At 40.9% G+C, this 24,976-nt stretch carries 26 protein-coding genes; 8 read left to right on the top strand and 18 right to left on the bottom strand.

The genetic code is table 11. The annotated features are described in order from the left end of the window. Positions 1–3: 3 nt before the first annotated feature. Complete coding sequence (locus BGP78_RS15595; RefSeq protein WP_119862244.1) at positions 4–918, bottom strand: ExeA family protein; 915 nt, start codon at positions 916–918, stop codon at positions 4–6. A 118-nt stretch (positions 919–1,036) separates the two neighbouring features. Here BGP78_RS15595 and BGP78_RS15590 point away from each other — a divergent pair, with 118 nt between their 5' ends. Further along, positions 1,037–2,143: a tRNA nucleotidyltransferase gene (locus tag BGP78_RS15590; RefSeq protein ID WP_119862243.1), complete on the top strand. Its 1,107-nt coding sequence runs from the start codon at positions 1,037–1,039 to the stop codon at positions 2,141–2,143. A 433-nt stretch (positions 2,144–2,576) separates the two neighbouring features. After that, complete coding sequence (locus BGP78_RS15585) at positions 2,577–5,390, top strand: TonB-dependent siderophore receptor (protein WP_119862242.1); 2,814 nt, start codon at positions 2,577–2,579, stop codon at positions 5,388–5,390. A gap of 302 nt (positions 5,391–5,692) precedes the next feature. Here the strand turns inward: BGP78_RS15585 and BGP78_RS15580 are convergent, their stop codons facing one another. Genes BGP78_RS15580 through folB form a run of 3 tightly spaced genes read right to left on the bottom strand, consistent with a single transcriptional unit; the run spans position 5,693 to position 7,337 of the window. Next, positions 5,693–6,496, bottom strand: a complete 804-nt coding sequence (locus BGP78_RS15580; RefSeq protein WP_119862241.1) for an undecaprenyl-diphosphate phosphatase — start codon at positions 6,494–6,496, stop codon at positions 5,693–5,695. After that, positions 6,493–6,981 carry a 2-amino-4-hydroxy-6-hydroxymethyldihydropteridine diphosphokinase gene (gene folK / locus BGP78_RS15575; protein WP_119862240.1) on the bottom strand — a complete coding sequence of 163 codons (489 nt, stop codon included), beginning with the start codon at positions 6,979–6,981 and terminating at the stop codon, positions 6,493–6,495. Before folK ends, BGP78_RS15580 begins: the two co-directional genes overlap by 4 nt. A gap of 2 nt (positions 6,982–6,983) precedes the next feature. After that, complete coding sequence (gene folB / locus BGP78_RS15570; RefSeq protein WP_119862239.1) at positions 6,984–7,337, bottom strand: dihydroneopterin aldolase; 354 nt, start codon at positions 7,335–7,337, stop codon at positions 6,984–6,986. A gap of 112 nt (positions 7,338–7,449) precedes the next feature. Between folB and plsY the strand changes: the two genes are divergently transcribed. After that, complete coding sequence (plsY, locus tag BGP78_RS15565) at positions 7,450–8,037, top strand: glycerol-3-phosphate 1-O-acyltransferase PlsY (protein WP_138598252.1); 588 nt, start codon at positions 7,450–7,452, stop codon at positions 8,035–8,037. On the opposite strand, the gene tsaD is transcribed toward plsY, so the two are convergent. From tsaD to BGP78_RS15550, 3 genes are all read right to left on the bottom strand, one after another. After that, positions 8,034–9,047 (bottom strand): tRNA (adenosine(37)-N6)-threonylcarbamoyltransferase complex transferase subunit TsaD, encoded by a 1,014-nt coding sequence (gene tsaD, locus BGP78_RS15560; protein WP_119862238.1) that lies wholly within the window; start codon positions 9,045–9,047, stop codon positions 8,034–8,036. The genes plsY and tsaD overlap by 4 nt on opposite strands. 75 nt (positions 9,048–9,122) lie before the next feature. Beyond that, a complete protein-coding gene (locus tag BGP78_RS15555; protein ID WP_119862237.1) occupies positions 9,123–9,713 on the bottom strand; it encodes a YjaG family protein in 591 nt (196 codons plus the stop codon). Continuing rightward, the gene (locus tag BGP78_RS15550) at positions 9,706–10,029 is read right to left on the bottom strand and encodes a DUF2007 domain-containing protein (protein ID WP_119862428.1); all 324 of its coding nucleotides are present in this window, start codon (positions 10,027–10,029) and stop codon (positions 9,706–9,708) included. The genes BGP78_RS15555 and BGP78_RS15550 overlap by 8 nt, the downstream gene beginning before the upstream one ends. Before the next feature lie 44 nt (positions 10,030–10,073). Between BGP78_RS15550 and BGP78_RS15545 the strand changes: the two genes are divergently transcribed. From BGP78_RS15545 to BGP78_RS15535, 3 genes are all read left to right on the top strand, one after another. Then, positions 10,074–10,469, top strand: coding sequence for a DUF2721 domain-containing protein (locus BGP78_RS15545; RefSeq protein ID WP_119862236.1), 396 nt, complete (start codon positions 10,074–10,076; stop codon positions 10,467–10,469). 62 nt (positions 10,470–10,531) lie between these two features. Continuing rightward, positions 10,532–12,058, top strand: coding sequence for a DUF3369 domain-containing protein (locus BGP78_RS15540; protein WP_119862235.1), 1,527 nt, complete (start codon positions 10,532–10,534; stop codon positions 12,056–12,058). Between the two features lie 110 nt (positions 12,059–12,168). Continuing rightward, positions 12,169–13,065: a LysR family transcriptional regulator gene (locus BGP78_RS15535; protein WP_119862234.1), complete on the top strand. Its 897-nt coding sequence runs from the start codon at positions 12,169–12,171 to the stop codon at positions 13,063–13,065. A gap of 155 nt (positions 13,066–13,220) precedes the next feature. On the opposite strand, the gene ubiA is transcribed toward BGP78_RS15535, so the two are convergent. Both ubiA and BGP78_RS15525 read right to left on the bottom strand, forming a co-directional pair. Beyond that, complete coding sequence (gene ubiA / locus BGP78_RS15530) at positions 13,221–14,093, bottom strand: 4-hydroxybenzoate octaprenyltransferase (RefSeq protein ID WP_119862233.1); 873 nt, start codon at positions 14,091–14,093, stop codon at positions 13,221–13,223. After that, entirely contained in the window at positions 14,074–14,625 is a 552-nt protein-coding gene (locus BGP78_RS15525) for a chorismate lyase (protein ID WP_182912299.1), read from the bottom strand. Before BGP78_RS15525 ends, ubiA begins: the two co-directional genes overlap by 20 nt. A gap of 174 nt (positions 14,626–14,799) precedes the next feature. Between BGP78_RS15525 and BGP78_RS15520 the strand changes: the two genes are divergently transcribed. Continuing rightward, on the top strand, positions 14,800–15,195 hold the full coding sequence (locus tag BGP78_RS15520; protein WP_119862231.1) for a flagellar basal body-associated protein FliL: 396 nt from the start codon (positions 14,800–14,802) through the stop codon (positions 15,193–15,195). 7 nt (positions 15,196–15,202) lie between these two features. Here BGP78_RS15520 and glpG read toward each other — a convergent pair whose 3' ends face one another. From glpG to BGP78_RS15490, 6 genes are all read right to left on the bottom strand, one after another. Continuing rightward, positions 15,203–16,015: a rhomboid family intramembrane serine protease GlpG gene (glpG, locus tag BGP78_RS15515; RefSeq protein ID WP_119862230.1), complete on the bottom strand. Its 813-nt coding sequence runs from the start codon at positions 16,013–16,015 to the stop codon at positions 15,203–15,205. Further along, a complete protein-coding gene (gene glpE, locus BGP78_RS15510) occupies positions 16,012–16,329 on the bottom strand; it encodes a thiosulfate sulfurtransferase GlpE (protein WP_119862229.1) in 318 nt (105 codons plus the stop codon). Before glpE ends, glpG begins: the two co-directional genes overlap by 4 nt. 67 nt (positions 16,330–16,396) lie before the next feature. Next, positions 16,397–17,422 (bottom strand): L-threonine 3-dehydrogenase, encoded by a 1,026-nt coding sequence (gene tdh, locus BGP78_RS15505; protein WP_119862228.1) that lies wholly within the window; start codon positions 17,420–17,422, stop codon positions 16,397–16,399. A 44-nt stretch (positions 17,423–17,466) separates the two neighbouring features. Further along, positions 17,467–18,663, bottom strand: a complete 1,197-nt coding sequence (locus BGP78_RS15500; RefSeq protein WP_119862227.1) for a glycine C-acetyltransferase — start codon at positions 18,661–18,663, stop codon at positions 17,467–17,469. A 156-nt stretch (positions 18,664–18,819) separates the two neighbouring features. Then, positions 18,820–19,377: a D-glycero-beta-D-manno-heptose 1,7-bisphosphate 7-phosphatase gene (gmhB, locus tag BGP78_RS15495; protein ID WP_182912298.1), complete on the bottom strand. Its 558-nt coding sequence runs from the start codon at positions 19,375–19,377 to the stop codon at positions 18,820–18,822. A gap of 7 nt (positions 19,378–19,384) precedes the next feature. After that, the gene (locus BGP78_RS15490; protein WP_119862225.1) at positions 19,385–20,428 is read right to left on the bottom strand and encodes a glycosyltransferase family 9 protein; all 1,044 of its coding nucleotides are present in this window, start codon (positions 20,426–20,428) and stop codon (positions 19,385–19,387) included. A gap of 124 nt (positions 20,429–20,552) precedes the next feature. On the opposite strand from BGP78_RS15490, the gene BGP78_RS15485 reads away from it, so the two are divergent. After that, a complete protein-coding gene (locus BGP78_RS15485; protein WP_119862224.1) occupies positions 20,553–21,275 on the top strand; it encodes a 3-deoxy-D-manno-octulosonic acid kinase in 723 nt (240 codons plus the stop codon). Between the two features lie 18 nt (positions 21,276–21,293). On the opposite strand, the gene hldE is transcribed toward BGP78_RS15485, so the two are convergent. From hldE to BGP78_RS15470, 3 genes are read right to left on the bottom strand one after another with little or no spacing between them, the layout of a single operon-like run. Beyond that, positions 21,294–22,739, bottom strand: a complete 1,446-nt coding sequence (gene hldE, locus BGP78_RS15480) for a bifunctional D-glycero-beta-D-manno-heptose-7-phosphate kinase/D-glycero-beta-D-manno-heptose 1-phosphate adenylyltransferase HldE (RefSeq protein WP_119862223.1) — start codon at positions 22,737–22,739, stop codon at positions 21,294–21,296. Then, a complete protein-coding gene (locus tag BGP78_RS15475) occupies positions 22,739–23,329 on the bottom strand; it encodes an SIS domain-containing protein (RefSeq protein WP_119862222.1) in 591 nt (196 codons plus the stop codon). The genes hldE and BGP78_RS15475 overlap by 1 nt, the downstream gene beginning before the upstream one ends. Before the next feature lie 55 nt (positions 23,330–23,384). After that, the gene (locus BGP78_RS15470; RefSeq protein ID WP_119862221.1) at positions 23,385–24,836 is read right to left on the bottom strand and encodes a capsule assembly Wzi family protein; all 1,452 of its coding nucleotides are present in this window, start codon (positions 24,834–24,836) and stop codon (positions 23,385–23,387) included. Positions 24,837–24,976 lie beyond the last annotated feature (140 nt).

Below are 24,976 nucleotides of genomic sequence, written 5' to 3'. Positions count from 1 at the left end.
TCACTATACGATATATGACAGGCCAAAACCTGAGAAGAACAACAGCGTAAATGCTGTAACAACACGCCACGTGTAGTTGCGTTTCGCACTTGCCTCTTGTGGCACTAAACCAAGCGGTAAAGCTTCTTGTGCAGCTTGCTCTGCAATCACTTTATTTACTACTTGTTGTTGTGCCGAAAAAGCCCCTAACAAACAACGGTCAGCAAGCAGGTTTAGTAACCGAGGGATCCCAGCAGTTACTTTATGCATAAAAGCAATAGCATCATGATCGAACAGCGTTGCTTTACACCCCGCTTTATTTAAGCGATGTTGAATATACGCAAACACTTGTGCTTCACTCAGAGGTAATAAATGATACCGTGCCGTGATCCGCTGTGCCAGTTGTCGTAATTCATTACGCTGCAATAATTGTTGCAGCTCAGGCTGCCCGACCAACACAATTTGCAACAGCTTTTTATGGTCGGTTTCTAAATTTGTTAACAACCTAAGCTGCTCTAGCACCTCAGGTGCAAGATGTTGAGCCTCATCAATGATCAACATGGTGTGGCCACCTTGCTCATGATTGGCTAACAAACGTGCTTTAATCACATCGGTTAAACGCTTGAGTGTTGCCTGTTCAGCGTCATAGTCAATGGAAAGCTCATCACAAATACTGGCCAACAACTCCATTTCAGATAACGCAGGGTTTAATATAAAAGCAACTTGTGTGCTCTCTGGTAATTGTGCCAGCATGCTTCGGGTTACTGTTGTTTTACCGGTACCGACTTCCCCAGTCAAAAGAACAAACCCACCGGCATCCCCCAACCCGTAGGTTAAATGGGCCAAAGCTTCTTTATGTCTATCACTCAAAAATAAGTATTGCGGGTTTGGGGCAATCGAAAAGGGTTTTTCATTCAACCCAAAGTAGCGTAAATACACGTTGCGTCTCTTTATTGTTATGATGCACCCTATAATGGCAAAAAAAGCCAACAAGTTAAAACCTTGTTTCCAATTTTGTGAAATTAGTTTTACCCCTACGGTATGATTTGAGGAAAACATGAAAGTATATTTAGTGGGAGGTGCTGTACGTGATGCACTACTGGACCGCCCAATCGTTGAAAGAGACTATGTTGTGGTTGGGTCAACCCCTGCAAAGATGATAGCCTTAGGGTACAAACAAGTAGGCAAAGATTTCCCCGTCTTTTTACACCCTGTCAGTCAAGATGAATATGCCCTAGCACGAACAGAACGAAAAAGTGGCCAAGGCTACGGTGGTTTTATTTGTGATTTTGAGCCGACTATCACCCTAGAGCAAGATTTATATCGACGCGATTTAACGGTGAATGCAATAGCTCAAGCCGATAACGGTACTTTAATTGACCCTTATAATGGCCAACAAGATCTAAACAACAAAATACTGCGTCATGTAGGCCCCGCGTTTTGCGAAGACCCATTAAGGGTTTTACGCGTCGCACGATTCGCAGCACGTTATCACTACTTAGGGTTTTGCATTGCCGATGAAACAATGATGCTGATGAAAAACATGGTACAGCAAGGAGAACTAAAAACGCTAACACAAGAGCGTGTATGGCTAGAAATAGAAAAAAGCTTAGGGGATGGCGCTATTGAGGTTTTCACAACGGTATTATCTCATCTAAATGCCTTAAATGATGTTCAGCCATTATTAGTACAGTGGGGTGACGAAGCTCATCAAAAACTAAAAAACCAATTAACTCAAGTACCAAAGTCAGATCCAAACTATAAAGTGATTTTATTTTGTTTATGGCTTCAACACGCATGTTTAACTAAACTCACAGGAATAGAGCAAACTCTCAAAATCCCCAGTAAGTATGCTATTGCATTAAGAGATTATTGTGAACATGCGCCCTCATTAATAACATCACCCTCGCCTAAAGACCTATTAAAGCTATTTAACAAAATTGACCTTTGGCGACGGCCAGAGCGCTTCGAATTGCTTATTAATATAATGCGTTTTACAGTCGGGTTTGAAAAAAGCCAAAGCAATAGACTGAAGAGCATTGCTCAAAACACCCGTTCTATCAGTGCCCAAGCCATCATTGCTAAGGGATTTTCTGGCTCAGAAATTAAAAGCCAGCTAGATGAAGAACGATTGTCTCAAATAACCCATACACTCACTCTATAAGCGTGACCGCTCGTTTAAATTAAGGGGGAGCTCAAAAAGTTCCCTTAAGCCATAAAAAAACCCGAACGAACAAAAAAGAAACAACACAATTAATCACTTGATAACATAGCAACTACATTAAAGGAGGTTAATCAGACTAATAGTTTGAGTTTTTGTTTCTTTTATGGAAACTCAATTAACATAACCACTAACATACAAATAAAAAAACACCCACCGTAAAGTATTAAGTACAGTAGATCACTGCCTTATAACCAGTGAAAATAAGAAAAAACCAAAAATAAAAATATTCATAAACATTATCCACAAATTAGAAACAAAACTAACAAACCCCAAAGTCCCACTTGTTACATTTAGATGTGTTAAAAATGCTGCATAAATATAACCGCACTTACAAAGGTAAGGGTGGTCCGTAACAACAATTGAAAAAGGTCTTATGTTGAAGAAGTTAAATCTATTAGCTGTGGGTATCAAAGCAGCACTATTGACTGGCGCGGTATCAGGTTCAGCTGCAATGGCAAATGACACCGACGAAGCGAAAAAAGTAGAGCGAATTCAAGTCACTGGTTCTCGAATCAAACGAACTGATATGGAAGGCCCTGCTCCTGTTTTATCAATCACTGCAGCAGACTTAAAAGACAAAGGCTTCAACAATGCTTATGATGCCGTACAGTCTTTAAGCTCAGCAACGGGATCAACTCAAGGGCAAACAATGAGTGGCTTCACTCAAAATGCTGAAACAGTTAACTTTCGTGGCCTAGGTGCGAACAGAAGTCTAGTACTTCTAAATGGCAAACGTGTTGCAAATTACCCGCGCGCATTCAATGGTGAAAGTAATGTGTTTAATTTAGCTTCAATACCTTTTGCAGCTATTGAACGTATCGATATTGTAACAGGCGGTAGCTCGGCTATTTATGGTTCAGATGCAATCGCAGGTGTAATGAATATCATCACTAAAAGCGGCGTTGAAGACAATACCCTAAATATCAAAGGCAGTTCATCAGATCAAGGCGATGCATATAACCGTCAAATATCATTTGTTACCGGTGGCCAACACGATGATTTCTCTTGGACGCTAGCACTTGACCACTCTAATCAAGATATGCTTTTTGAAAACCAGCGTGATTGGTTAGATAGCCGCTTTGATAACCCTGCTAAGCTTGAAGATTATAAAGAATACGCAATTGCAATGCCTCGCTCTCTTATGGCTATGCAGTATAGCGACGGTTGGCAATATATTGACCCTACGGCAGAGGTTTGTAATCAATTTGATAACCTACAATATGCAAACCGTGAATCTCGTGGGTATTACTGTAGTAACCCAGTTTCGGGTAATAACTCAGTCATTAACGATAGAAAGAACTCTTCAATTTATGCAACAGGTACTTATGAACTAAACTCAGATCATCAAGTACGCACAGACATTCTATATTGGACTTCAAAAAGCTCTTCTGTAGGCTCTGCATTTTGGGACTCGCGTTTCTTGCGTGATGAAATTACCCAGAGTAATGGTTACTTCCAGACGGAAGATGGTCAATATCATTACCTTACAAGAACATGGCAAGATGACGAATTAGGTAATAAAAAAGCATCGTTATATGATGAGTCAATGCTAACTGCATCTTTATCATTTACAGGTGCAATTTTTGAAGATTATTACTACGAATCATACGTTTCATATAGCCGTACTGACGATACACAAACAGGCTATAAAGCGAAAAAAGAAACAGCATCTGACTACTTTGTTAACTATGACGAAAGTACCGGTGCAGCCTCTATAAATTGGGATAACTGGTGGCAACCTCTTAATTCTGATAACTTTGATCAAGTATTCGGTTTAAATGATTCAGAATCTAGTGCCAGTGTTTTGACTTTAGGTTCAAACGTCACTGGTGACCTATACGAGCTTCCAGCTGGTTTTATCGCGTTTTCAGCGTTAGTTGAATATGAAAAGTCAGAATACGATATAAATGTTAACCCTCGAACACTGAAAAAAGAAGGTCAAGGTTGGGCTGGACTAACAGGTACTGAAGGGGAAGGCGAGCGCTCTAGATCTGCATTGGCACTTGAGTTCTCAATACCTGTCACAGAACAATTGACAGTAGACCTTGCAGCTCGTTACGACAGATACAACGATGAAACTGATGTGAACGGGGCTCCGACGTATCAAGTTGGTGTAGCATACCGTCCAACTGAAGAAGTATTACTGCGAGCCAACTGGGGAACAACATTCCGCGCACCAGACTTACATAATGTATTCAAAGACCCATCAGGCTCTTACAGCACTGTAGAAGATGAAGCGCTAGCTGCATCTTGTCGTGCTATCAATGCCAACAACCCAGGCGGTGTTTTAATTCCAAATGCAGACATTGCAAGCTTAACAAAAACATGTACTGACGATTTCAATATGCAGTACACAGCATTCAGCATTCAATCAGGTGAAAAGCGCCTAACTGAAGAGACTGGTGAATCATTAACGCTTGGTTTAGTCTGGCAGCCAACAGACTCATTTAACATGACGTTTGATCTGTACCGTATCTTGATGGAAGATGCTGTTCGTTCTTACCCTAATCGTCGTATCATGGAAGCTGAGCGTGATTGCTTAAATGGTGCAAAAGATGGAAACAGTGAATTCTGTCAGTCTATTTATGCGCGTATCGATCGTAATCCAGCCAATGGCTTAAGCTCGTCATACAAAGTAGACTCTATTAGCTCTAGCTTTATCAACGCCGCAATGCGTGAGCAAACTGGTTTTGACTTATCTATCAGCTATGAATACGATTTAAACAAATATGGTTCAGTTGCTTTCAGATCTGACTATTCACACGTACTTCAAACGAAGAATCAAGAATTTACTGGTGATGAAGTCAACGTTGATTATCGAGAAGATTATAAAGACAACAACGAATTCCGCTCAAAAATGACCAATCGCATCACTTATTCTATTGATGATTGGAGAGTTACGCTAGAGCAACAACGTTATGGCTCTTTACCAAATGATGTTGATGAAGATGACTGGACACAAGTAGAAAAGCGCCGTTATGCACCTTGGTTCAACTATAACTTAGGTGTTAACTACTTTATCAATGATGACTCGAATATCCGCTTTGGTGTTATTAACTTAAGAAATTCTCGAGCTCGATATGATGAATCTGAAAATGATAGCCCTTATTTTGATAATGGTGCCTACCCAGGTAGCACAATCATTATTGGACGTCAGTTTACTTTAGAATATAACTTACAGTTTTAATTACTCATTAGAATTGTAAGAACAAAAAAACGCCTCACTTGAGGCGTTTTTTATTATTTTAAGCATAAGAAAAAGCCGAAACGCGAGATAAACCATCATACTGGTGTGAGCTTCCCTAGCCTTTCGCAGCTTATCGCATTCAAGTAAGCTAAAATGACTTTACCACGCTCAGCTCAAAGCGACATTCGCAGAGCAAGCTATAAATTCCTTCTTCGCTTCCTCAACTCAAATAAGTCAGTTGGTACCAGCTCCCTCATACCCATATTAACAAGACAACTCGAAGTAAAATACATCATTAACCGCTATAACAGCAAAAATGCAAACAAACCAAGCCCTAATAGTAATCTATAAACAACAAATGGCATCATGCCCATTCGCTCTATTACCTTTAGGAAAAAGTGAATACAAAAATACGCAGAAACAAAAGACAATACAGAACCCAGCAGTATGGCGTTCCAGTCGATGATTTCATCTGAAGATGCTAACTTAAAAATATAGTAAGAGCCTGCCGCTGCAATGACAGGGATTGACATTAAAAAGGAAAACCGTGCCGCACTTTGTTTATTTAGGCCCATCAATAGTCCCACAGTCATGGTGATCCCTGAACGCGATGTACCTGGGAACAACATTGCGACAACTTGCGATAAGCCTATTAATAATGCGCTGACCCAGTTGAGTTGGTAAAGCGTTTTTATCTGCTTAGCTTTGACGTCTGCGTACCACAGTAACAAACCAAAAACGATGGTAGTCGTGGCAATAATGTAAGCGTTACGAGAGTATACTTCTACAAGATCTTTGCACAAATAGCCGATGATCAACGAAGGAATAGTCGCTAATAGAATCCACCAGCCAAGTTGGCTATCTTCTGTTTGGCCTTGCTGACCAAATGACTTAAACCATGCATTTAATATTTCACCGACTTCCTTACGAAAATAAATGATAACGGCGACAAGCGTCCCCACATGAACAGCAACATCAAATGCTGTACCTTGATCTTGCCAACCTAATAATTGCGATGGCAAAATTAAATGTGCAGAACTAGATATAGGTAAAAACTCGGTTAACCCCTGAACCAAAGCCAATACAATAATTTCAATCAGACTCATTGCGACTCAAACTCCACTTTCCATAGTTTTTGTTGTGGGTTGTGATAACCCCGATAGATTTCTTGTATTGTTTTCTGCTCTGTCGGATGATAAAAATCAGCGGCTATTTCCTGCAAAGGCAACAAAACAAACGCATTTTTAACGACTTCATCTCGAGGTAACTGCGCGGGGCTGTCGCACACGACATCATCATAAAACAATAAATCTAAATCTAATGTACGAGGGCTGAACTTTTTATCTTGCCGTGTTCTGCCATTCTCTAACTCAATACGCTTTAAAAGTAGACAGACGTCATCTAATGCCATATCTGTGTGCGCACCGAGCACGGAGTTATAAAAATTACTCCCAGCAAAACCAACCGCCTCGCTTTCATAAACACTCGAATGAATACTATTAGGAAAATACGTTAAGAGTGTATTTAAGCCCACGGCTAGGTTATGTTCTTTATTGACGTTAGAGCCCAAACTAATATAAATCTGCGCCATTGTTATTTCTTTTTCCGTGTAATTTCCACACCAACAGTTTTAGCTGCAGGCACCGCTGCCGGTTTACTGACGCAAATAGACACTTGGACTACATTAAATTCAGCTAAAATAATCGCCGCGAGTTGCTCAACTAATGTTTCTAATAATTCTACTGGTTTACTGATTGTATGCGCAATAACACGCTCACTCACTTTGGCATAATCCACTGCCAAGCTAATATCATCTGATTGAGCTGCAGCCGAAATATCGGTCAACATCTCAATATCAAAGTACAAGCTTTGTTTACTTTCCTTCTCAAAGTCGTAAACTCCTATTATGGTTTCGACGTGTAGTTGTGAGATATAGACCTTATCCATTCATACTCCAGCGGTGACGTAACTCAAATTAAGGTTGTTTTTTTGCTTTAAACCAACCTACAACAACGTTCGATCATAGCCCAAAACTTAGTAAGACAAAATAAGGAAACGTGTGTTAGTTAGTTTAATCTGTATTTGTGCGTACTTAATTGGCTCAATTTCGTCAGCTGTACTCGTTTGTCAGGTATTTGGTTTAGCCGATCCCCGATTTGCAGGGTCAAATAATCCAGGGGCAACAAACGTGCTCAGGCTTGGGGGGAAGTTACCTGCGGCATTAGTACTTATTTTTGATATTTTAAAAGGAACTATTCCTGTATGGGGTGCTTACTTTTTAGAAATTGAACCCGTTTGGTTAGGCGCCGTGGCTGTGGCTGCCTGTTTAGGTCACATTTACCCCATTTTCTTCCACTTTAATGGTGGTAAAGCCGTTGCTACTGCATTTGGCGCATTGCTACCTATTGGCCTGTCTTTGGGTGGGATGCTCATTGCTACATGGCTATGTGTACTTTGGCTGACGCGTTATGCCTCTTTAGCGGCGATCATTACGGTAACCGCTGCACCGCTATACACATGGTTGATCAAACCGATATACACCATTCCGGTGAGCTTTTTAACCGTCTTGATCATCGTGCGGCATAGAGCCAACATTGCAAGGCTCTTAAAAGGTCAAGAGCCTAAAGTCGGTAAGAAAAAAAATTAAAGTGGCTTTAAGCTATCAAGTGGCCAACGTGGTTGAGTCTTCATATCTAACGGTGCGAACTGTTTCGCTTTTAAACGCTGCATTCCCGCAAAAGCAATCATTGCGCCATTGTCAGTACAAAACTCCGTACGCGGATAATAGACTTTCCCCTGCATGCCTTGCATGACTCGCTCCAGCTTGTCGCGCAGCTCCACATTCGCGCTCACCCCTCCTGCAATAACTAAACTTTTTATACCGGTTTGCTTCAACGCCCTTTTGCATTTTATTGCGAGTGTATCTATTACCGCAGTTTGAAAAGCATGCGCTATATCTGCTTTGGTTTGTAAGTCATCACCTTCAGAGCGAATGGTATTAGCAGCAGCCGTTTTTAAGCCACTAAAACTAAAATCAAGCCCAGGTTTATCAGTCATCGGTCTCGGAAATACAAACTTCTTTGCAATACCTTGTTCAGCAAGCTTCGCTAAACGCGGACCACCAGGGTAATCAAGCCCAAGTAATTTAGCTGTTTTATCAAAAGCCTCTCCCGCGGCATCGTCAACCGATTCACCTAGCACTTCATACTCGCCAATACCGGTCACTTTAACCATCATGGTGTGACCACCCGATACAAGCAATGCCACAAACGGAAATTCTGGTTGCTCTTCTTCTAGCATCGGCGCCAGTAAGTGCCCTTCCATATGATGCACAGCCACTGCGGGGATCCCCCAACCAAATGCCATTGAACGCCCAATAGAGGTACCCACTAACAATGCGCCCACCAAACCAGGCCCTGCCGTATAAGCCACACCATCCAACGACTCTGGACCACATCCAGCTTGTTTAAATGCAGCTTCAATTAGGGGGATCGTTTTTCTAACATGATCACGAGAAGCAAGCTCAGGTACAACACCACCATAATCAGCATGTACTTTGACTTGACTGTATAACTGATGTGCAAGCAAGCCTTGTTCATCGTCATAAATAGCAATTCCAGTCTCATCACATGATGATTCAATACCTAAAATTCGCAATGTACTTCTCCCACCTTATTTAAAAATATCAATTTTACCTTGAGCTGCTTTTGCTCAGCAAGTAAAACTGCAACTCTAAATTGTTATACCAATATTAGTTTGCCCATCAGCGACCGCATGTTGCTTAAGTGCTTTTACACTCTCACTGGTGATCCGACCCATTTGCTCCACAAAATCAATCAGCCCTGCTAACACCTCTATTTCGTATTGCATTATTTCATGCTCTCGCACAAGACTATTGTCTGGTTCTATCTCTTCATTCTCCAGCACGAACTCAACATATCGAGCGACAGTAGCCTGAGATATTTTCGCAATATCAATAAATTCCTGTTCGTCTTTGGCCATTAAACCATGCAGCAGACCTAATAAGGCAGTGGCCGTATCAATGGCTGGGTATGTGCCGAACATATCGAATTGTGATAGTTCTGGTACATTTGCCTCAACCTTATCAACTTGCTTCTCTAAATTAATTTTACTCTTAGGAAAAACAATAATTTCCCAACAGACATTCAACGTACTTTTCATCGTTGCTGTGTCACCAAATCCGGTTGCATCACTAAATAGATCGTAATTCGGTAACATACGCTCAATCACCGCAGCGGCCAATACCGCCTTTTGTAGGTAATTTAAATCTCGGATACGTTGGAAGTTATTTGCTTTACTCATGTTGTTTCCCACATTGCCAGCAATATTGAAATGCTGGACCATTTATTTCACGGCACTGTATGCAGTGCCAATCTTCATGTAGCTGCGATTGTGCGTAGTTTAACAATATTTGCTGGGCATCGCGTAGCTTTATCTCATAGACATAGAGACTTAATTTTGCCTGCTCGGTTGGTATTTCACCAATGGCGCCTTGCAATGCACTGCCCTCAATACGTGACTGAATTTTTGCTTGTGCAAAAAGGCCTTGGACAATATGTGCCTCCATCAAATTATCTGTAGTGAAAGCACATCGCCATTTAAAGTTATTTTCTGTCATACTTAACTTACCTGTTGCAAAACGCTCTGTTAGAGGCATTAATTATGACACTCACAACACCTGGCTTGCTTTTTCCTGCAATCTCATTATTACTTTTAGCATACACGAATCGGTTTTTAGTGCTCGCACAATTAATTCGTGAATTAAATGCCCGCGAAGGTAATACCTTAAGACCTCTCGTTAGAGCACAAATCGATAATCTCAGAAAGCGCATAAAACTCATCCGCTTTATGCAAGTTTGGGGCGTTATTTCATTTTTATTGTGTACTCTCTCTATGTTTGCATTATTCATAGATGTGGCATTAACTGGCATTGTTTTATTTGGAGCAAGCCTGTGTTGCTTAGCGCTTTCACTGATTATTTCTTTATATGAAATTCACATTTCTTGTGATGCCATTGAAATAGAATTGCAAAATATCGAAAAAAAGCCTTCGTCGTAATTAAGCACAGCCTCTTTTCATGACTATACTTAGTATGAGAGTAGTCTGAAAAGGGCCCACGAGTGAATAGTTTTCTTTTTTCTAATGAAGCGCTAGACGAACCGAATACCCAAGAACAACACGCTGATTTTTGGGATATTCTGGTTGTTGATGATGAAGAAGATATTCATCAAGTAACCAAGTTAGTTCTCTCTGATTTTAAATTCGAAGAGAAAACATTGCGCTTTCATCATGCTTACTCAGCAAAACAGGCTATGGAAATATTGCAAAGTGAAGATGAGATTTCCGTTGGGCTCATTGATGTTGTGATGGAAAGTAATCATGCTGGGCTTGATTTAATTAAATATATTAGAAATGACATCGCCAATCATGATATCAGACTCATTCTAAGAACAGGCCAACCCGGCGAAGCGCCTGAAGAGTCTGTAATACGTGATTATGATATTAATGATTATAAAAATAAAACAGAACTTACAGCTGTTAAGCTCAAAACATTGCTCTACTCTGCATTGCGTTCCCATCGAGATATACAAACCATAGAGCGGCATAAGTTAGGCTTAGAGCGAATAATTAACGCCTCATCCTCTTTTTTACAATGTGATAGTGTACGAGAATTTGCATCTACCATTTTATCACATGTATCCGATGTGTTAGGCCTCAAAGATAATGATATTTACTGCGCAGCCGCAGTTAATAACCAAAAAGATGCAGCAACTAAATTTAAGTTACTCGCAGCCTCTGGAGAAGGCATTGAACCCAATTCTGACGTTATCCCCAACAGTGTTAAAAACCTTTTTATTGAGTCTCATAACCGTAAAACCTCCTGTAAAACACATCATGAGTATATTGGTTACTTCCCATCAAGGTGTGGTGGTGAAACCATGCTATATGTCAGTAAAGAGTCGGCATTGCAACACACTGACTATCAATTGTTAGAATTTTTTTCGAATAATATTGCACTCGCCTATGATAATTTAAAACTCAGGGAAACCGTAAAAGAATCACAGAAAGAGCTATCGTACATACTGGGTGAAGCCGTAGAAAAGCGCTCAAAAGAAACCGGTTCGCACGTTAGACGAGTTGCTCACTATAGTATGTTACTTGCCCAATTATATGGGTTAAGTGATTATCAGTCAGAAATCATTAAGTTAGCTTCTCCTTTACATGACATAGGAAAAATCAGCATTCCTGACAATATATTGAACAAACCTGCGAAACTCACCGCAGATGAGTGGCAAATTATGCAAACTCATGCTCAAATCGGACATGAAATTTTACAAAACTCTACCAATGAAATTTTACAATGTGGTGCTACAATTGCTCATCAGCATCACGAAAAATGGGATGGTAGTGGTTATCCGCAAGGATTAACGGGCGAAAGTATTAACATTGTTGGGAGGATCACCGCACTAGCAGATGTATTTGATGCCTTAGGTAGCGACCGATGTTACAAAAAGGCATGGCCTTTAGAAAAGGTATTAACATTGATACAATCTGAAAAAGCGAAACAGTTTGATCCTAAGCTTGTAGACCTATTTATGCAAAATATTGACCAGTTTATTGCGATAAGAGACAGTTATCCTGATTGATTTTTGTAAGCAAAATGTAAAAATTTCACTTTAAATTTTCCTGTATCTGTATTAGTATTAGGGAAAATCACACAAATTCTGTGTATTGATGAAATTAAAAGGAATTTCGAATGAGATTTGAACAACTAGAACAGTTTGTTGCGCTAGGTAGTCTGCGTCATTTTAGACAAGCAGCTGAACAAACCAAAATCAGTACTTCGGCACTGACCCGCAGCATCCAAACTTTGGAAGATGAAATTGGGTGTGAATTAGTTAAGCGCTCTACTCGCTCAGTAAAATTGACTGAGCAGGGTGAACTGTTTCTTAACTACTGTAAAGCGACGCTTTCAGAGTTAGAACTCACGAAAAAAACGATTAAGCAAAGCTTATTTGGCAGAGACCAACACAAGTTAGTGATTGGCTACACCAACAAAGCAAGTGCCATAGTGCCTATGTCTTGTGGCAAGTTTTTGGCTGACTACCCTAATGTAAAAGTAGAAATGCAATTACAAGACGAGCATGAGCTAACAAGGAAGCTACAACTCGGGGAAATAGATATTAGCGTTTATCTGCAAAGCGCAAGTAATGTGATGAGCGATATACATTTACCAGATCAGCTTATTTTATTCGTATCAAAGCATCACCCGCTTGCCAGCAAAGATAGCTTAAGACGATCAGAGTTGTCTGAATTTCCTATGTATGGCTGCTTTTCACAGCTTAAACAAGTGCAGACCATGCTTAATGAAGCTGTAGAGGGACTCAATAAATCAACCAGTATGAAGATTGGCAATATTGATCAAGTGATTGACGGGCTTAAAAACTCTAACCACTTTGCTATTGCCAGTATTGAGCATTCTAAAACGATTGCACAAGACCCTAATTTAGTCCTCTTGAAAACAAATAAAGATGTTGATCACGAGCAGTTAGTAGTGCAAACAAACCACCATGTAAATAGCGATAGCCATATCAAGCATCTGCTAGAATTGATTGAGCAAACAGCACAAGCCCAATCTTGTGCTACTCAGTAAGTATTATTCATGGACACAATAGAAGCCGGAACAAGCATCTTCTATTGTGTCCATCAACAACTGAATTAGTCCCACTTCATTTTGACTTTATTCCACATGTGTAAAACTAGCCATACTAAAAAATTACAAGTAGTTAGGCCAAACGGTTAAATATATTACCTAACCATTGATGCCACTAATCCTATGAAAATCACCATTCCAACATAATTATTGTTCAAGAATGCTTTGAAACATTCAGCTCTATTGCGATCAGTAATATTTTTTTGTTGATTAGCGAGTAATATAACAGCACAACTTACCCCTACCCAATAAGCGATGTTTAGCTGCATTGAGTATCCAATAAATAACATTATTCCAATGAATAGAATATTCAATAAGGCAACCCAATGCCTATCAAATTGACCAAACAATATAGCCGTAGACTTTACCCCAATTTTTAAGTCATCTTCTCTATCAACCATTGCGTACATGGTGTCGTAAGCGACAGTCCAAAGTAAATTTGCTATAAATAATAGCCAAGCTAACATTGGCACTGTGTCATTGGTAGCCATAAATGCCATAGGAATTGAACAACTATAGGCGGCACCGAGGACGACTTGAGGTAAATGCGTGAAACGTTTCATAAAAGGGTAACAAGCAGCCAGTGCAAGCGCGAGTAACGATAGTAAAACAGTATTAAAATTCAACTGAATGACAAGTAAAAATGCGACACTTATCAAACTAGCAAAGAGCGTTAACGCTTCACCAGGCTTGACTGCTTTACGTGCAAGAGGCCTTTGTGATGTGCGCTGCACCGCGCCATCAACTTTCCTATCAGCGTAATCATTAATAACACAGCCAGCACTGCGCATAATAAACACACCGAAACTAAATATCACTATTAACTCTAAAGGCGGTACTCCACGACTTGCAATCCACAAAGCACATAAAGTTGGCCACAGTAGCAACAATGTACCGATGGGTTTATCTAACCTCATTAGCTGGCTATATTCAGATAAGTTACTTACTCTAAGTGCATTTAGTTGCATCTTTTTCTCCAAGTAAAAATACTTCACATACCATTACCTGTGACTGACTTTTGGTAAATGTTCTGCGCCTTGCGTAAAAAGATTGCGAGGCTTGCGCATTCTCTAACGTAAAGCATGAAATAGGTGTGTTCTGGCCATTAAAATTACAAACTTCGAGCTCAGAACGGCCCCAACTATCATCACTAAACAGCACCTCGCCTAACGGCGTTTCTCCTAGCTCGCCAACTTCGTCCCGATATGCCGCTTCAGTGATCCAACTTTGCGCATAGACGGTGGCAACCTCGTCACAATAAAGCAAAACTTCGCGGCACAATACACGATGACTTTGGTTATCAAAGACCTTGTTATGGCCTGAACTTGCTGCAAGCCATTTTTCTGATAACAGCTTGACACGAAAATGCTTACATCGAGCCTTTAACAAAGAGGTTAAAGACCCTTGATCAAAAAGCAACATTGCAATTTCCGTCGATGGACAGTCTAATTTGTCAGTACTTTGCCAACAAAAATCAATAGAAAATGGATGTTCAAACACAATAAATATAGCCCTTATATACGACGGGCGATATCATACCATCGAGCGCTGTAGCCACAAAGTAGCTTGAATTTATAGTTCAAAATTTGCAGGTTATCTGTAAATTTCTCTCAAATAAGTATACACTTACACATCACAAGTTGATTGACCAAACCACTAGGACTTTAAATCATAATGAAGATGCATGCTTATTTAACTTTGGCGCTCGTACTACTAATTAGCAGTGTAAATGTTAAAGCTGAGTCCACGGTCGGATACTTTGGTTTTGAGCCCGATATAATTACTAACTATATCGGTCAATCAAATAAAAAATTAGGCTACGTCAGGGTAACGGTCGACTTGATGCTCAATGATGTATCAAACATTGCAATTGTCGAGCATCACACACCGCTTTTACGAGATGCAATAGTACAAATACTCAGTAAAGAACCCGAAGAGACAATTAAGTCGCTAACGGGTCGTGAAGAAATTCGTATGCGCTGTGCCGAAAAGCTAAAAGGCTTGCTCAATGACGAAACTGGGCAAGAAATTGTGAGAGAAGTGCTATTTACTAAATACCTTTATCACTAACCCAGTATTAAGCGCGTTTTAGCTTAGGTAGTAAAGCTAATAACATGCCGGTCAGCAAACCAAATAAGTGTGCCCAATTTGCCATACTGATAAAAAATATCTCTGTAAAACCAAATATCATCCATATAAGCATAAAGCCAACTACGGGCTTTTCAACCAATGCTTCCTGATGATTATGCTGCGCACTATGCACCCATGCGTACCCCAGTAATGCGTAAACTACCCCACCCAACCCACCAAACCTTTGGTCGACAAACAAATATTGTGCCCAGTTACTGACTAAACTACTTATTAAAAATATCAAAATAAGCTGTTTAGCACCAACCCGTTTAATTATCTTATTACCCAAGTGTAACCACCAGGCTAAGTTAAAAATAAGATGTAATGCACTGAAATGCATCAAAACGGGTGATATCCATGTTAATGGGGAACGTGGATCGAACTGTAAAAGTGTATAAACCGCTTTTCCTTCAACAATATATAAACAGGCAAAAATAACAAGCGCGACCACAAAAACAGCCTTTAAGAAGCAATGTAACTCATTAAATCGTTTCGCTAAGTTCAGTGAGCCGCCTTTATACAAAAACTGTGTTTCTGTGTTCCCGGTATGCCATGAAGCAGTTAAATACTTTTCATCATATGGATTGTCAACAAACTCATTCCAAAGCGGTATCGCACTGTGTTCTTCTGACTCTGGTACCCATACTTCGACATGCCTACCATCCATACTTTTCAATACTGCATTGACGCCTTGACGCTTAAAGTAATCAGCAGCCCCTTGCACGGCACGTGGGTTATCTGAGGTACCAATTAAAATCATTTAGCTATAACACTCGGTAGTTCAGCAGCCCACTGTGTGAAGCCACCATCCATACTATATACATCTTCAAAACCTTGCTCTATCAGGTAATTTGCAGCGCCTTGCGAACTTACTCCGTGATAACACACAATAATAATTGGCTGCTCAAATTCTTTTTCTTGCATGAAGTGACCAATATTGCCATTCGATAAATGCTCAGAACCTGGGATGTGGCCACTTTCATAGCTATTTGGGTCTCGGATGTCTGCAATAACGACATCATCTCGCTCAAGCATTTCGTGAGTTTGGGCAACTGAAATATGTTTACATGGCATAAATTTACTTCTCTCAAAATTAAAAAAGACGACCTAAGTCGCCTATTGCTAATAGTTACGATCTATATTAGGTCCAGTTTAAAATAACTTTCCCTGACTGACCAGAAATCATCGTGTCAAAGCCAGTTTGAAACTCATCAATATGAAATTGATGCGTGATAATCGGGTTTAGATCTAGCCCTGATTGGATAAGACTGGCCATTTTATACCATGTTTCAAACATCTCTCGGCCATAAATACCTTTGATAACCAAGCCTTTAAAAATTACTTGATTCCAATCTACGGCCATATCCGATGGAGGGATCCCAAGCATGGCAATTTTACCACCATGATTCATATTGTTTAGCATGCTATTAAAAGCAACAGGTACACCTGACATTTCTAAACCAATATCGAACCCTTCTGTCATCCCAAGTTCTGACATAACATCTTCAAGCTTTTCTGAAGAGACATTTACAGCGCGTGTCGCACCCATTTTTCTTGCTAATTCAAGACGATATTCATTAACATCGGTAATAACAACATGGCGTGCACCAACATGCTTAGCAACGGCTGCTGCCATAATGCCGATAGGGCCAGCACCTGTGATCAATACGTCTTCGCCGACCAAATCAAATGACAAAGCCGTGTGTACTGCATTGCCAAATGGGTCAAAAATTGATGCTAATTCATCAGAAATATTGTCAGGAATTTTAAATGCGTTAAATGCAGGGATCACCAGATATTCAGCAAAAGAGCCTTCTCTGTTGACACCAACACCTGTGGTATTACGACACAAATGTACCCGACCAGCACGGCAATTACGACAGTGTCCACAGGTTATATGACCTTCACCAGATACGCGGTCACCAATGTTGAAGCCTCGGACCTCTTGACCCATCTCAACAACTTCACCCACATATTCATGACCAACTACCATCGGCGTTGGAATGGTGTTTTGCGCCCACTCATCCCACTTGTAAATATGTACATCAGTTCCACATATCGCGGTTTTGCGAATTTTGATCAATAAATCATTGTGTCCCATCTCCGGTTTCGGAGCATCGGTCATCCAGATCCCAGGTTCTGCTTTTAACTTAGATAACGCTTTCATACTTTTCGCTCGTAAAAAAGGAAGCAGTTGCTTCCTCTATTTATTTAAATTATTTCTAATTCTTTACCAATGCGGATAAACGCACTAATCGCTGTGTCTAATTGCGCTTTGGTGTGCGCAGCAGAGATTTGAGTTCGAATTCGTGCTTGACCCTTAGGGACAACTGGGAATGAGAAACCCGTTACGTAAATGCCTTCACTAAGTAGTTTATCTGCCATTGCTGCCGCTACTTTCGCATCCCCTAGCATCACTGGAATAATGGCATGATCTTTACCCGCACAGGTAAAACCAGCCGCTTCCATTTGCTCACGGAAATACGCCGCATTGCTCCACAGCGTGTCACGTAACGCTTTTCCATCTTTCAGCATCTCAAGCACTGCAATTGAAGCTGTTACAATAGACGGTGCCAGTGAATTTGAGAACAAATACGGGCGAGAACGTTGACGTAACCAATCAATCACTTCTTTTTTACCTGACGTATAGCCGCCAGATGCGCCACCAAGAGCTTTACCCAATGTGCCAGTGATAATATCGACTCGGTCTAATACACCACAATACTCAGGTGTTCCACGACCATTTTCACCGACAAAGCCCACCGCATGAGAATCATCAACCATGACCAATGCATCGTATTTATCAGCCAAATCACATACTGCTTCTAAATTACAAATCACGCCATCCATTGAGAATACGCCATCTGTTGCGATCAACTTAGTTTTAGCACCTGCTTGTGTAGCGGCAATAAGTTGCTCTTCTAATGCAGCCATATCATTATTTGCATAGCGGAAACGTTTTGCTTTACATAAACGCACACCGTCAATGATAGAAGCATGATTTAACGCATCAGAAATAATCGCATCATCAGGCCCTAATATCGTTTCAAACAGTCCGGTGTTTGCATCAAAACAAGATGAATATAAAATTGTGTCTTCTGTTTGCAAAAACTCACTTATTTTCGCTTCCAACGTTTTATGAATATCTTGCGTACCACAAATAAAACGCACAGACGCCACACCAAAACCATGGGCATCAAGGCCTTGTTTCGCCGCTTCTATCAAGCTTGGGCTGTTTGCTAAACCCAAGTAGTTATTTGCACAAAAATTAATAACTGAACTGCCCGAAGATACGGCTATTTCAGCTTGCTGAGATGACGTGATCACTCGCTCATTTTTGTATAAACCTTCAGCTTTAACTTCTTCAAGTTGCTGCTCTAACTGGCTATAAAAGGCCGATGCTCTCATTTAGAGTCTCCATTGGTTGCACGGGTCACTCACAATCTTACAACTTGGTCGTCGTGACTTAGTTGTGAGTGATATCAAATAGAATTGTATTGTAAAAGTTTCAGGCCGTAATTGCACGAATTGTGATTATTGACCACCACGGCCTAAAGTAAATGTTTATAAGATAGAAGACATAATATTGGGTACATTCTTTAGTGATGAACATACAAAATCAGCGAGTTCCATGGTTTTTCTATCAAATACCTGACCAGACTCAACCAGTATTGCCGTGTTAACGCCAGCGGCACGTGCGGCTTGAATATCCGATATTTTATCACCCACCATCACACTCTGAGCCACATCAATATCAAATTCTGCGATTGCTTGATTGAGCATACCTGGCTGAGGCTTTCTACATGTGCAGTCAGCCAAATACTCAGGTAGCGCTTGTTTAGGGTGGTGAGGGCAAAAATAAACTTGGCTAATAACAACATCGTGGCGCTTAAATTCCTGACACATCCAAGTACTTAACTGATGGAATTGTTGTTCCGTATAGTAGCCTCGACCAATGCCAGATTGATTTGTGACTATCACAATTAAATACCCTTGCTCGCAAAAGTACTGACATGCTTCGAATACGCCTTCAATAAATTGAAAGTCTTCAATCTTGTGAACATAAGCATGATCCACATTGATCACACCATCTCTATCTAAAAAAACAGCTTTGCGACTCATAGAGCTTCTACAACCTTTCTTTGATGACGACATTATCAAACATCGCAATAACATGCTCAGTACTTATCTGAGACATTAAATCTGCCCCTTTGACTCGAGTGCCCCATGGAAGTTGATCAGCCGTTTTATTTTTCTGCTTTACTAAGTTTTGGTGATATACCTCAACCACATAATCCAAATATAAATAAGGCCCTGTTCGCGTAGGGTTAGAGTGGGCATATAAACCAATCACTGGCGTGGCTACCGTTACTGCCATATGTGCAGGCCCAGTATCAGGTGCCAGGACCAATTTTGCTTGTTTTAATACACATAACAGTTCTTTTAACTTTGTTTTACCGACTAAATTTAAAACAGGGAACGTGACATAACTCAAAATATCATCCGCTAAAGTACGCTCTAGTTCAGTTGGTCCACCCGTCAGCACCACGTCAAACCCATTTTCATGTGCGTGCTGAGCGACCTCCGCGTAGCGTTCTGGCAACCAATTACGCTCAGCTTTGCTTGCAGCGGCTGCAATCACAAACACTTTGTTTCGCCCTGCCAACAAACCACTTGCCGTATGCTCATCTTGTTCAGAAAAAGGCATAACCCAACTGGGCGCGTTACAGCTAACACCTATGGCCCTCGCAAAATTCTGAAATCCTTCCAATACATGCGCAGATTTCTGAGCATCAATTGTGCGATTCACAAATAAACTGTGCAGCTCTTTACTGCGGTGTTTATCAAAACCAATTTTTACCTTTGCAGGAATGCAACGTGCGGCTAGATTCGCTCGCAGTGCCACTTGCATGTGTAAAAGTACGTCAAACCGACGCCCTTTAAATGCTGACTTTAACTGCTTGTAGGCTGCCGAACCTTGCTTTTTATCAAAAATGACAAACTCGACGTTCGCTAAACCAGATAAGAGCATTGCCTCAACCTTGCCAAGTACCCAGGTCACTTTTGCTTGAGGATGTGCTGCTTGAATCGCTTGAACAGCAGCTACCGCATGACAAACATCTCCAATGGCTGAAAGCCTAAGAATACAGATTGATTTATATTGAGCTGACACACATATCCCATAGGGTTAACTTCAATTAGTGCCCGATCTTAAATTATTCATCTGGCTTTGCAAGTTTATAGCGGGGTAAAAAAACGATACACTTAACTCACCTAGATTTACGTTGCCACTTTGCATGCTAATTAATAACATTGAACAGGGTTATATCCTTACGCCTGACCATACGAAAACCCCTTTTCTTCCCGAGCACTTTGACCCAAATTACTGGCAGCAGCAAAATGCAATTGTAGGTACAAAAGAGGGTCGGGCAACGGCATGGTTTTTTCGCCACGATAACCAAGTCAGTGTATTAAAGCATTACTGGCGTGGCGGAATGGTAGGTAAGTTATTATCTGACCAATACCTTTTTCAAGGTTTAAAAAGCACCCGAGTATATAAAGAGTTTTTATTATTATGCGAATTAGAGCAACAAGGCTTACCTGTTCCAAGTCCTGTGGCCGCAAAAATATCTAGATCTTATTGTATTTATCGGGGTGATCTAATCACCGCAGCGATTACTGGCGCCACCAGTCTATGCGAAGTGCTTCAAACGAGAGAGATCGCATTAAACCAGCTCAACAAAGTGGCGCAAACCATTGCTCAGTTTCACCATGCTGGCGTCTATCATGCCGATTTAAACATCAATAACATTCTATTTAATGAAGCTGGAGAGGTCTATTTAATTGATTTTGATCGAGGTGAATTACGCACGCCTTCCCTGAGCTGGCAAAAACATAATATGGACAGGCTACGTCGTTCATTTTACAAAGAGGCCGGCAAATGGCCGACCTTTTACTTCACAGATAACAATTGGGAACAACTTCATCTGGCTTATAAACAAGCCTTAGCGTGTTTATAAGCACACAAATCGCCAACCCTATTCTGTAGCCTGTGCCTTTTTGATAATATTCGATGTCGAGCAACCGTTCAGAAAATCAAGTACCTCAACACGTCCACCCGTACTTAGAACATGCTCGGCTCCAGCGATTTCAGACACTTTATAATCGCCCCCTTTAACAAGAATATCAGGACTTAATTGTGCAATAAGCTCTGCGGGTGTGTCACCCTCAGCTTCACTGCCAAATGGGATCACCCAATCAACAGAGGCCAAGGCTGATAAAACCATTGCACGCTCATCTAATGGGTTTATAGGCCGGTCTGCGCCTTTCAAACGCGAGATAGACTCGTCATTATTCAATCCAACAACCAGCTTATCTCCCATGGCTTTGGCTTGTGCCAAATATTTAACATGGCCAGCATGTAGTATGTCAAAACAACCATTAGTGAATACAATGCGTTCACCATTTCTTTTCGCGAATGCGATATGTTGATGCACGTCATCAAAAGGCGCTTGGTAATGTTCACCATTTTCAATCAAATATTGACCCAACTTCTGGCTTAGTTCTTCAGGTGTAACCGTTGCAGCCCCCAATTTGCTGACAGCTATTCCCGCTGCAATGTTCGCAACTTCAACCGCATCCTTTGCGTCCATACCTGCACCCAACATTGTTGTAAGTGTTGCAATCACCGTATCACCTGCACCGGTCACATCACTCACTTCTCGAACTTGTGCAGCAAAATGATGTTTTTCAGTTTGACTTATCAATGACATACCTTGCTCTGAACGAGTCAATAACATGGCATCTACCCCCGCATCAGCTAAAAGCTTGCGCGCACTCACAGTCAAGGCTTCCTCTGATTTTACCTCACCGCCAGCCAACTTAAACTCATTCAGGTTCGGCGTAATAAAATCAGCACCTTTGTATATTGAAAAATCTGATGACTTAGGGTCTACAAGCACAATTTTACCCGCGGCCTTTGCTACAGTGATCATCTCTTGAATTGCAGATAAAGCGCCCTTATTGTAATCAGAGAATAATACATAATCATAATCATCAATCACTTGCTGTAACTTTTCTAGTAACAAACAGCTATGTGCTTGAGTAAATGTCTCTTCTAAATCTAAACGTACAACTTGCTGGTGACGGCTGATAACTCGCATTTTGGCAATTGTAGGCAGCCCAGTAACACTCACTAATTGTGAATGTATATTTTCAGACTCTAAAATACGCTCAAGCGTTTGACCAATATCATCTTGACCTATTAATCCCAACAACCCAACTTTACCATCGAGGTGCGCAACATTTTTTGCAACATTGGCTGCACCGCCCGCTTTGTCTTCTAAACTGCTTACTTTAACGACAGGCACTGGTGCTTCTGGCGAAATACGACCAGTATCGCCCAACCAATAGCGGTCGAGCATGACATCACCCACAACCAATACCCGCGCTTTATTTAAATGCTGTAAGCGTGCTAAATCCATTATTGTTGCTCCGCCATCGACATATCCATTGCCTCACATAACCAGTGACCAATAAACATATGTGCTTCTTGAATGCGCGCAGTTTCGTCATTGCGAATAATAATAGGCAAATTAGCGATGTCTCGTACCTTGCCACCCTCTCTGCCCGTCAATGCAACAGTGAAAGCGCCAATATCATTTGCCGCCTGTAATGCTAAATTTATATTCGTGCTGGTCCCCGAGGTCGTTAAGCCAATGACCAGATCCTCTGGCTTGCATAGTGCCTGAACTTGTCGCTCAAATACTGTGTCAAAATGATAGTCGTTACTATGCGCTGTCAGAATTGAGGTGTCAGTGGTTAATGCAATCGATGCTAACGGCCCCCTTTCCAGCTTATATCGAACAACAAATTCCGCTGCTAAGTGCTGTGCATCTGCAGCACTACCACCATTACCAAACCAAATTACTTTACCACCATTTGCCAGTGCCTTTTTACACGCCTCAAGTAGCTGCATAGATTCTTTATGATAGTTCGCCATCGTATTAAAAACGTCTAAGTGACGCTGTAACGAGGCTAAATAACTTTGTTCAATATGTTGATTTTGCGACATATAAGTTCCTAAATTACCGCTTATTGGGCTTTGTTCTGTAAATAGTATCCGTGATTTACCAGTATACATTGACTGATAACCAAGTATAGCTTTCACCGAATACATCTTTACCAACAGCTAACGTTGTTTCAACCTGACGGTGAGATATTTTTCGGCTATTGCTTATTTGTAGCTCCTGCCCCACTTCATAGCTCTGACCAAGCTGCCCGAGTTCGTTGAGATAATTACTTTCATTTGCAATTCTAGTGTACTTTGCACGCCATAGTGAGTGCAGGTTTTCACTGTAAGTCGCCTCAATGATGTGAGCTTGAGACGGCGCGGCATCATCAAACTGACGCTGATCGCCAATAAAGCTACCCATTACAGCACCATCGATTGAGTTACCGTACACAGGATAAATTTCATTGACGTACCACAAACTATGTTGATTCGAGTACTCATAACGTAATGTACTCTCTTTTGTCATTTGTGGCAGATACACACCAAAATTACTCGCCGTATTACCAAATTGATAGTTTTTGTGGCCTTTGGTATCCTCACCACCATACTCAAAATACCACTCGGCTGGGGTTAACATGTTTGTGCGCAAAGTACTTGTAAAGGTCACCCATTGATCGCCAAGCTCTGTATCTTTACTGCCAGTTAAGCCGCTATTGTCATTACCCGCAGGATCGAAGTATGCTTTAAATACATCTTTGGTCGTCACTTTTCGTGGGCCGCCACCAAACTGCATCATACGATTTAAACCTAACTTCCAACCGGTTACAGGCTCAATACTAAAGTGAGTGCCCGCTAACTTAGGCTTACCACTATGCAACGTATCTTGATACAAAATTGCGTCTTCAACATGCTCGCCTTCGGCGTAGAACAGTTCAAAATCAAAGTTCCACCAATTTTTCAACGGTGCTATTAAACCCAGAGAAACGGACGGCAATGGCTTAGCATTATTAGAGTAAACTTGTGCAAAGCTCTTAAAAGGAGAAAACCAATGCTCTTTATACCCTAAATTAAGCTGAAAAGTGTCGCCTCCTAATGCATAAAATGTATTGTAAGCCACTAAATCACCCGCATCGACTCGATAATCAACCCCTATCTGCAACAAAGAGCTATCACTACCGCGCCATACACCTTCCAAAGAAAGCTCAGCATATTCATCTGATGTGTTACTTCTGTCATTCGCCAACTTCACGACTTCACCAGAATCAGCTCTCAATTTAATACCTTGTCGCGTTATACCATCCTTACTAAAGTACGGCTTTAGACGCCCTCTAATACTATTATATAGCGACCTATCAACCGCGCTGAGTTTACGCAATGCCATGTTTATTTCACTTATTCGATAGGGTTTAGCCATCGGCGTACCATCAGTCAAAGCAAACATTTTATCAATTTGATATTCTAAAATAGCGTCTTTTCCTATTGGCAAGTACGCCGTTGGGGCGGAAAAAGACTGGCTTGAGAAAAAAAATAATGCACCAGCTAGGTAATACGTAATTTTAGACTTCATCTTTTATCATTGGTTTTTATAATATACCGCTATGGTAACAAAGTTATTTTGTGGGGGCACGACCCTAAAGTGTGTAAATTTGTTATTAGATTTCAGTTTTTTCTCGATACACAGTAAAATAGCTTTTTATGACTATGATA

Origin of the sequence: Pseudoalteromonas sp. MSK9-3, from assembly GCF_003590335.1 — a bacterium.
In the GTDB taxonomy this organism is placed as follows: Bacteria; Pseudomonadota; Gammaproteobacteria; order Enterobacterales; family Alteromonadaceae; genus Pseudoalteromonas.
The sequence above is the reverse complement of the archived record's forward strand: the minus strand, read 5'-3'. Positions and strand labels throughout refer to the sequence as shown.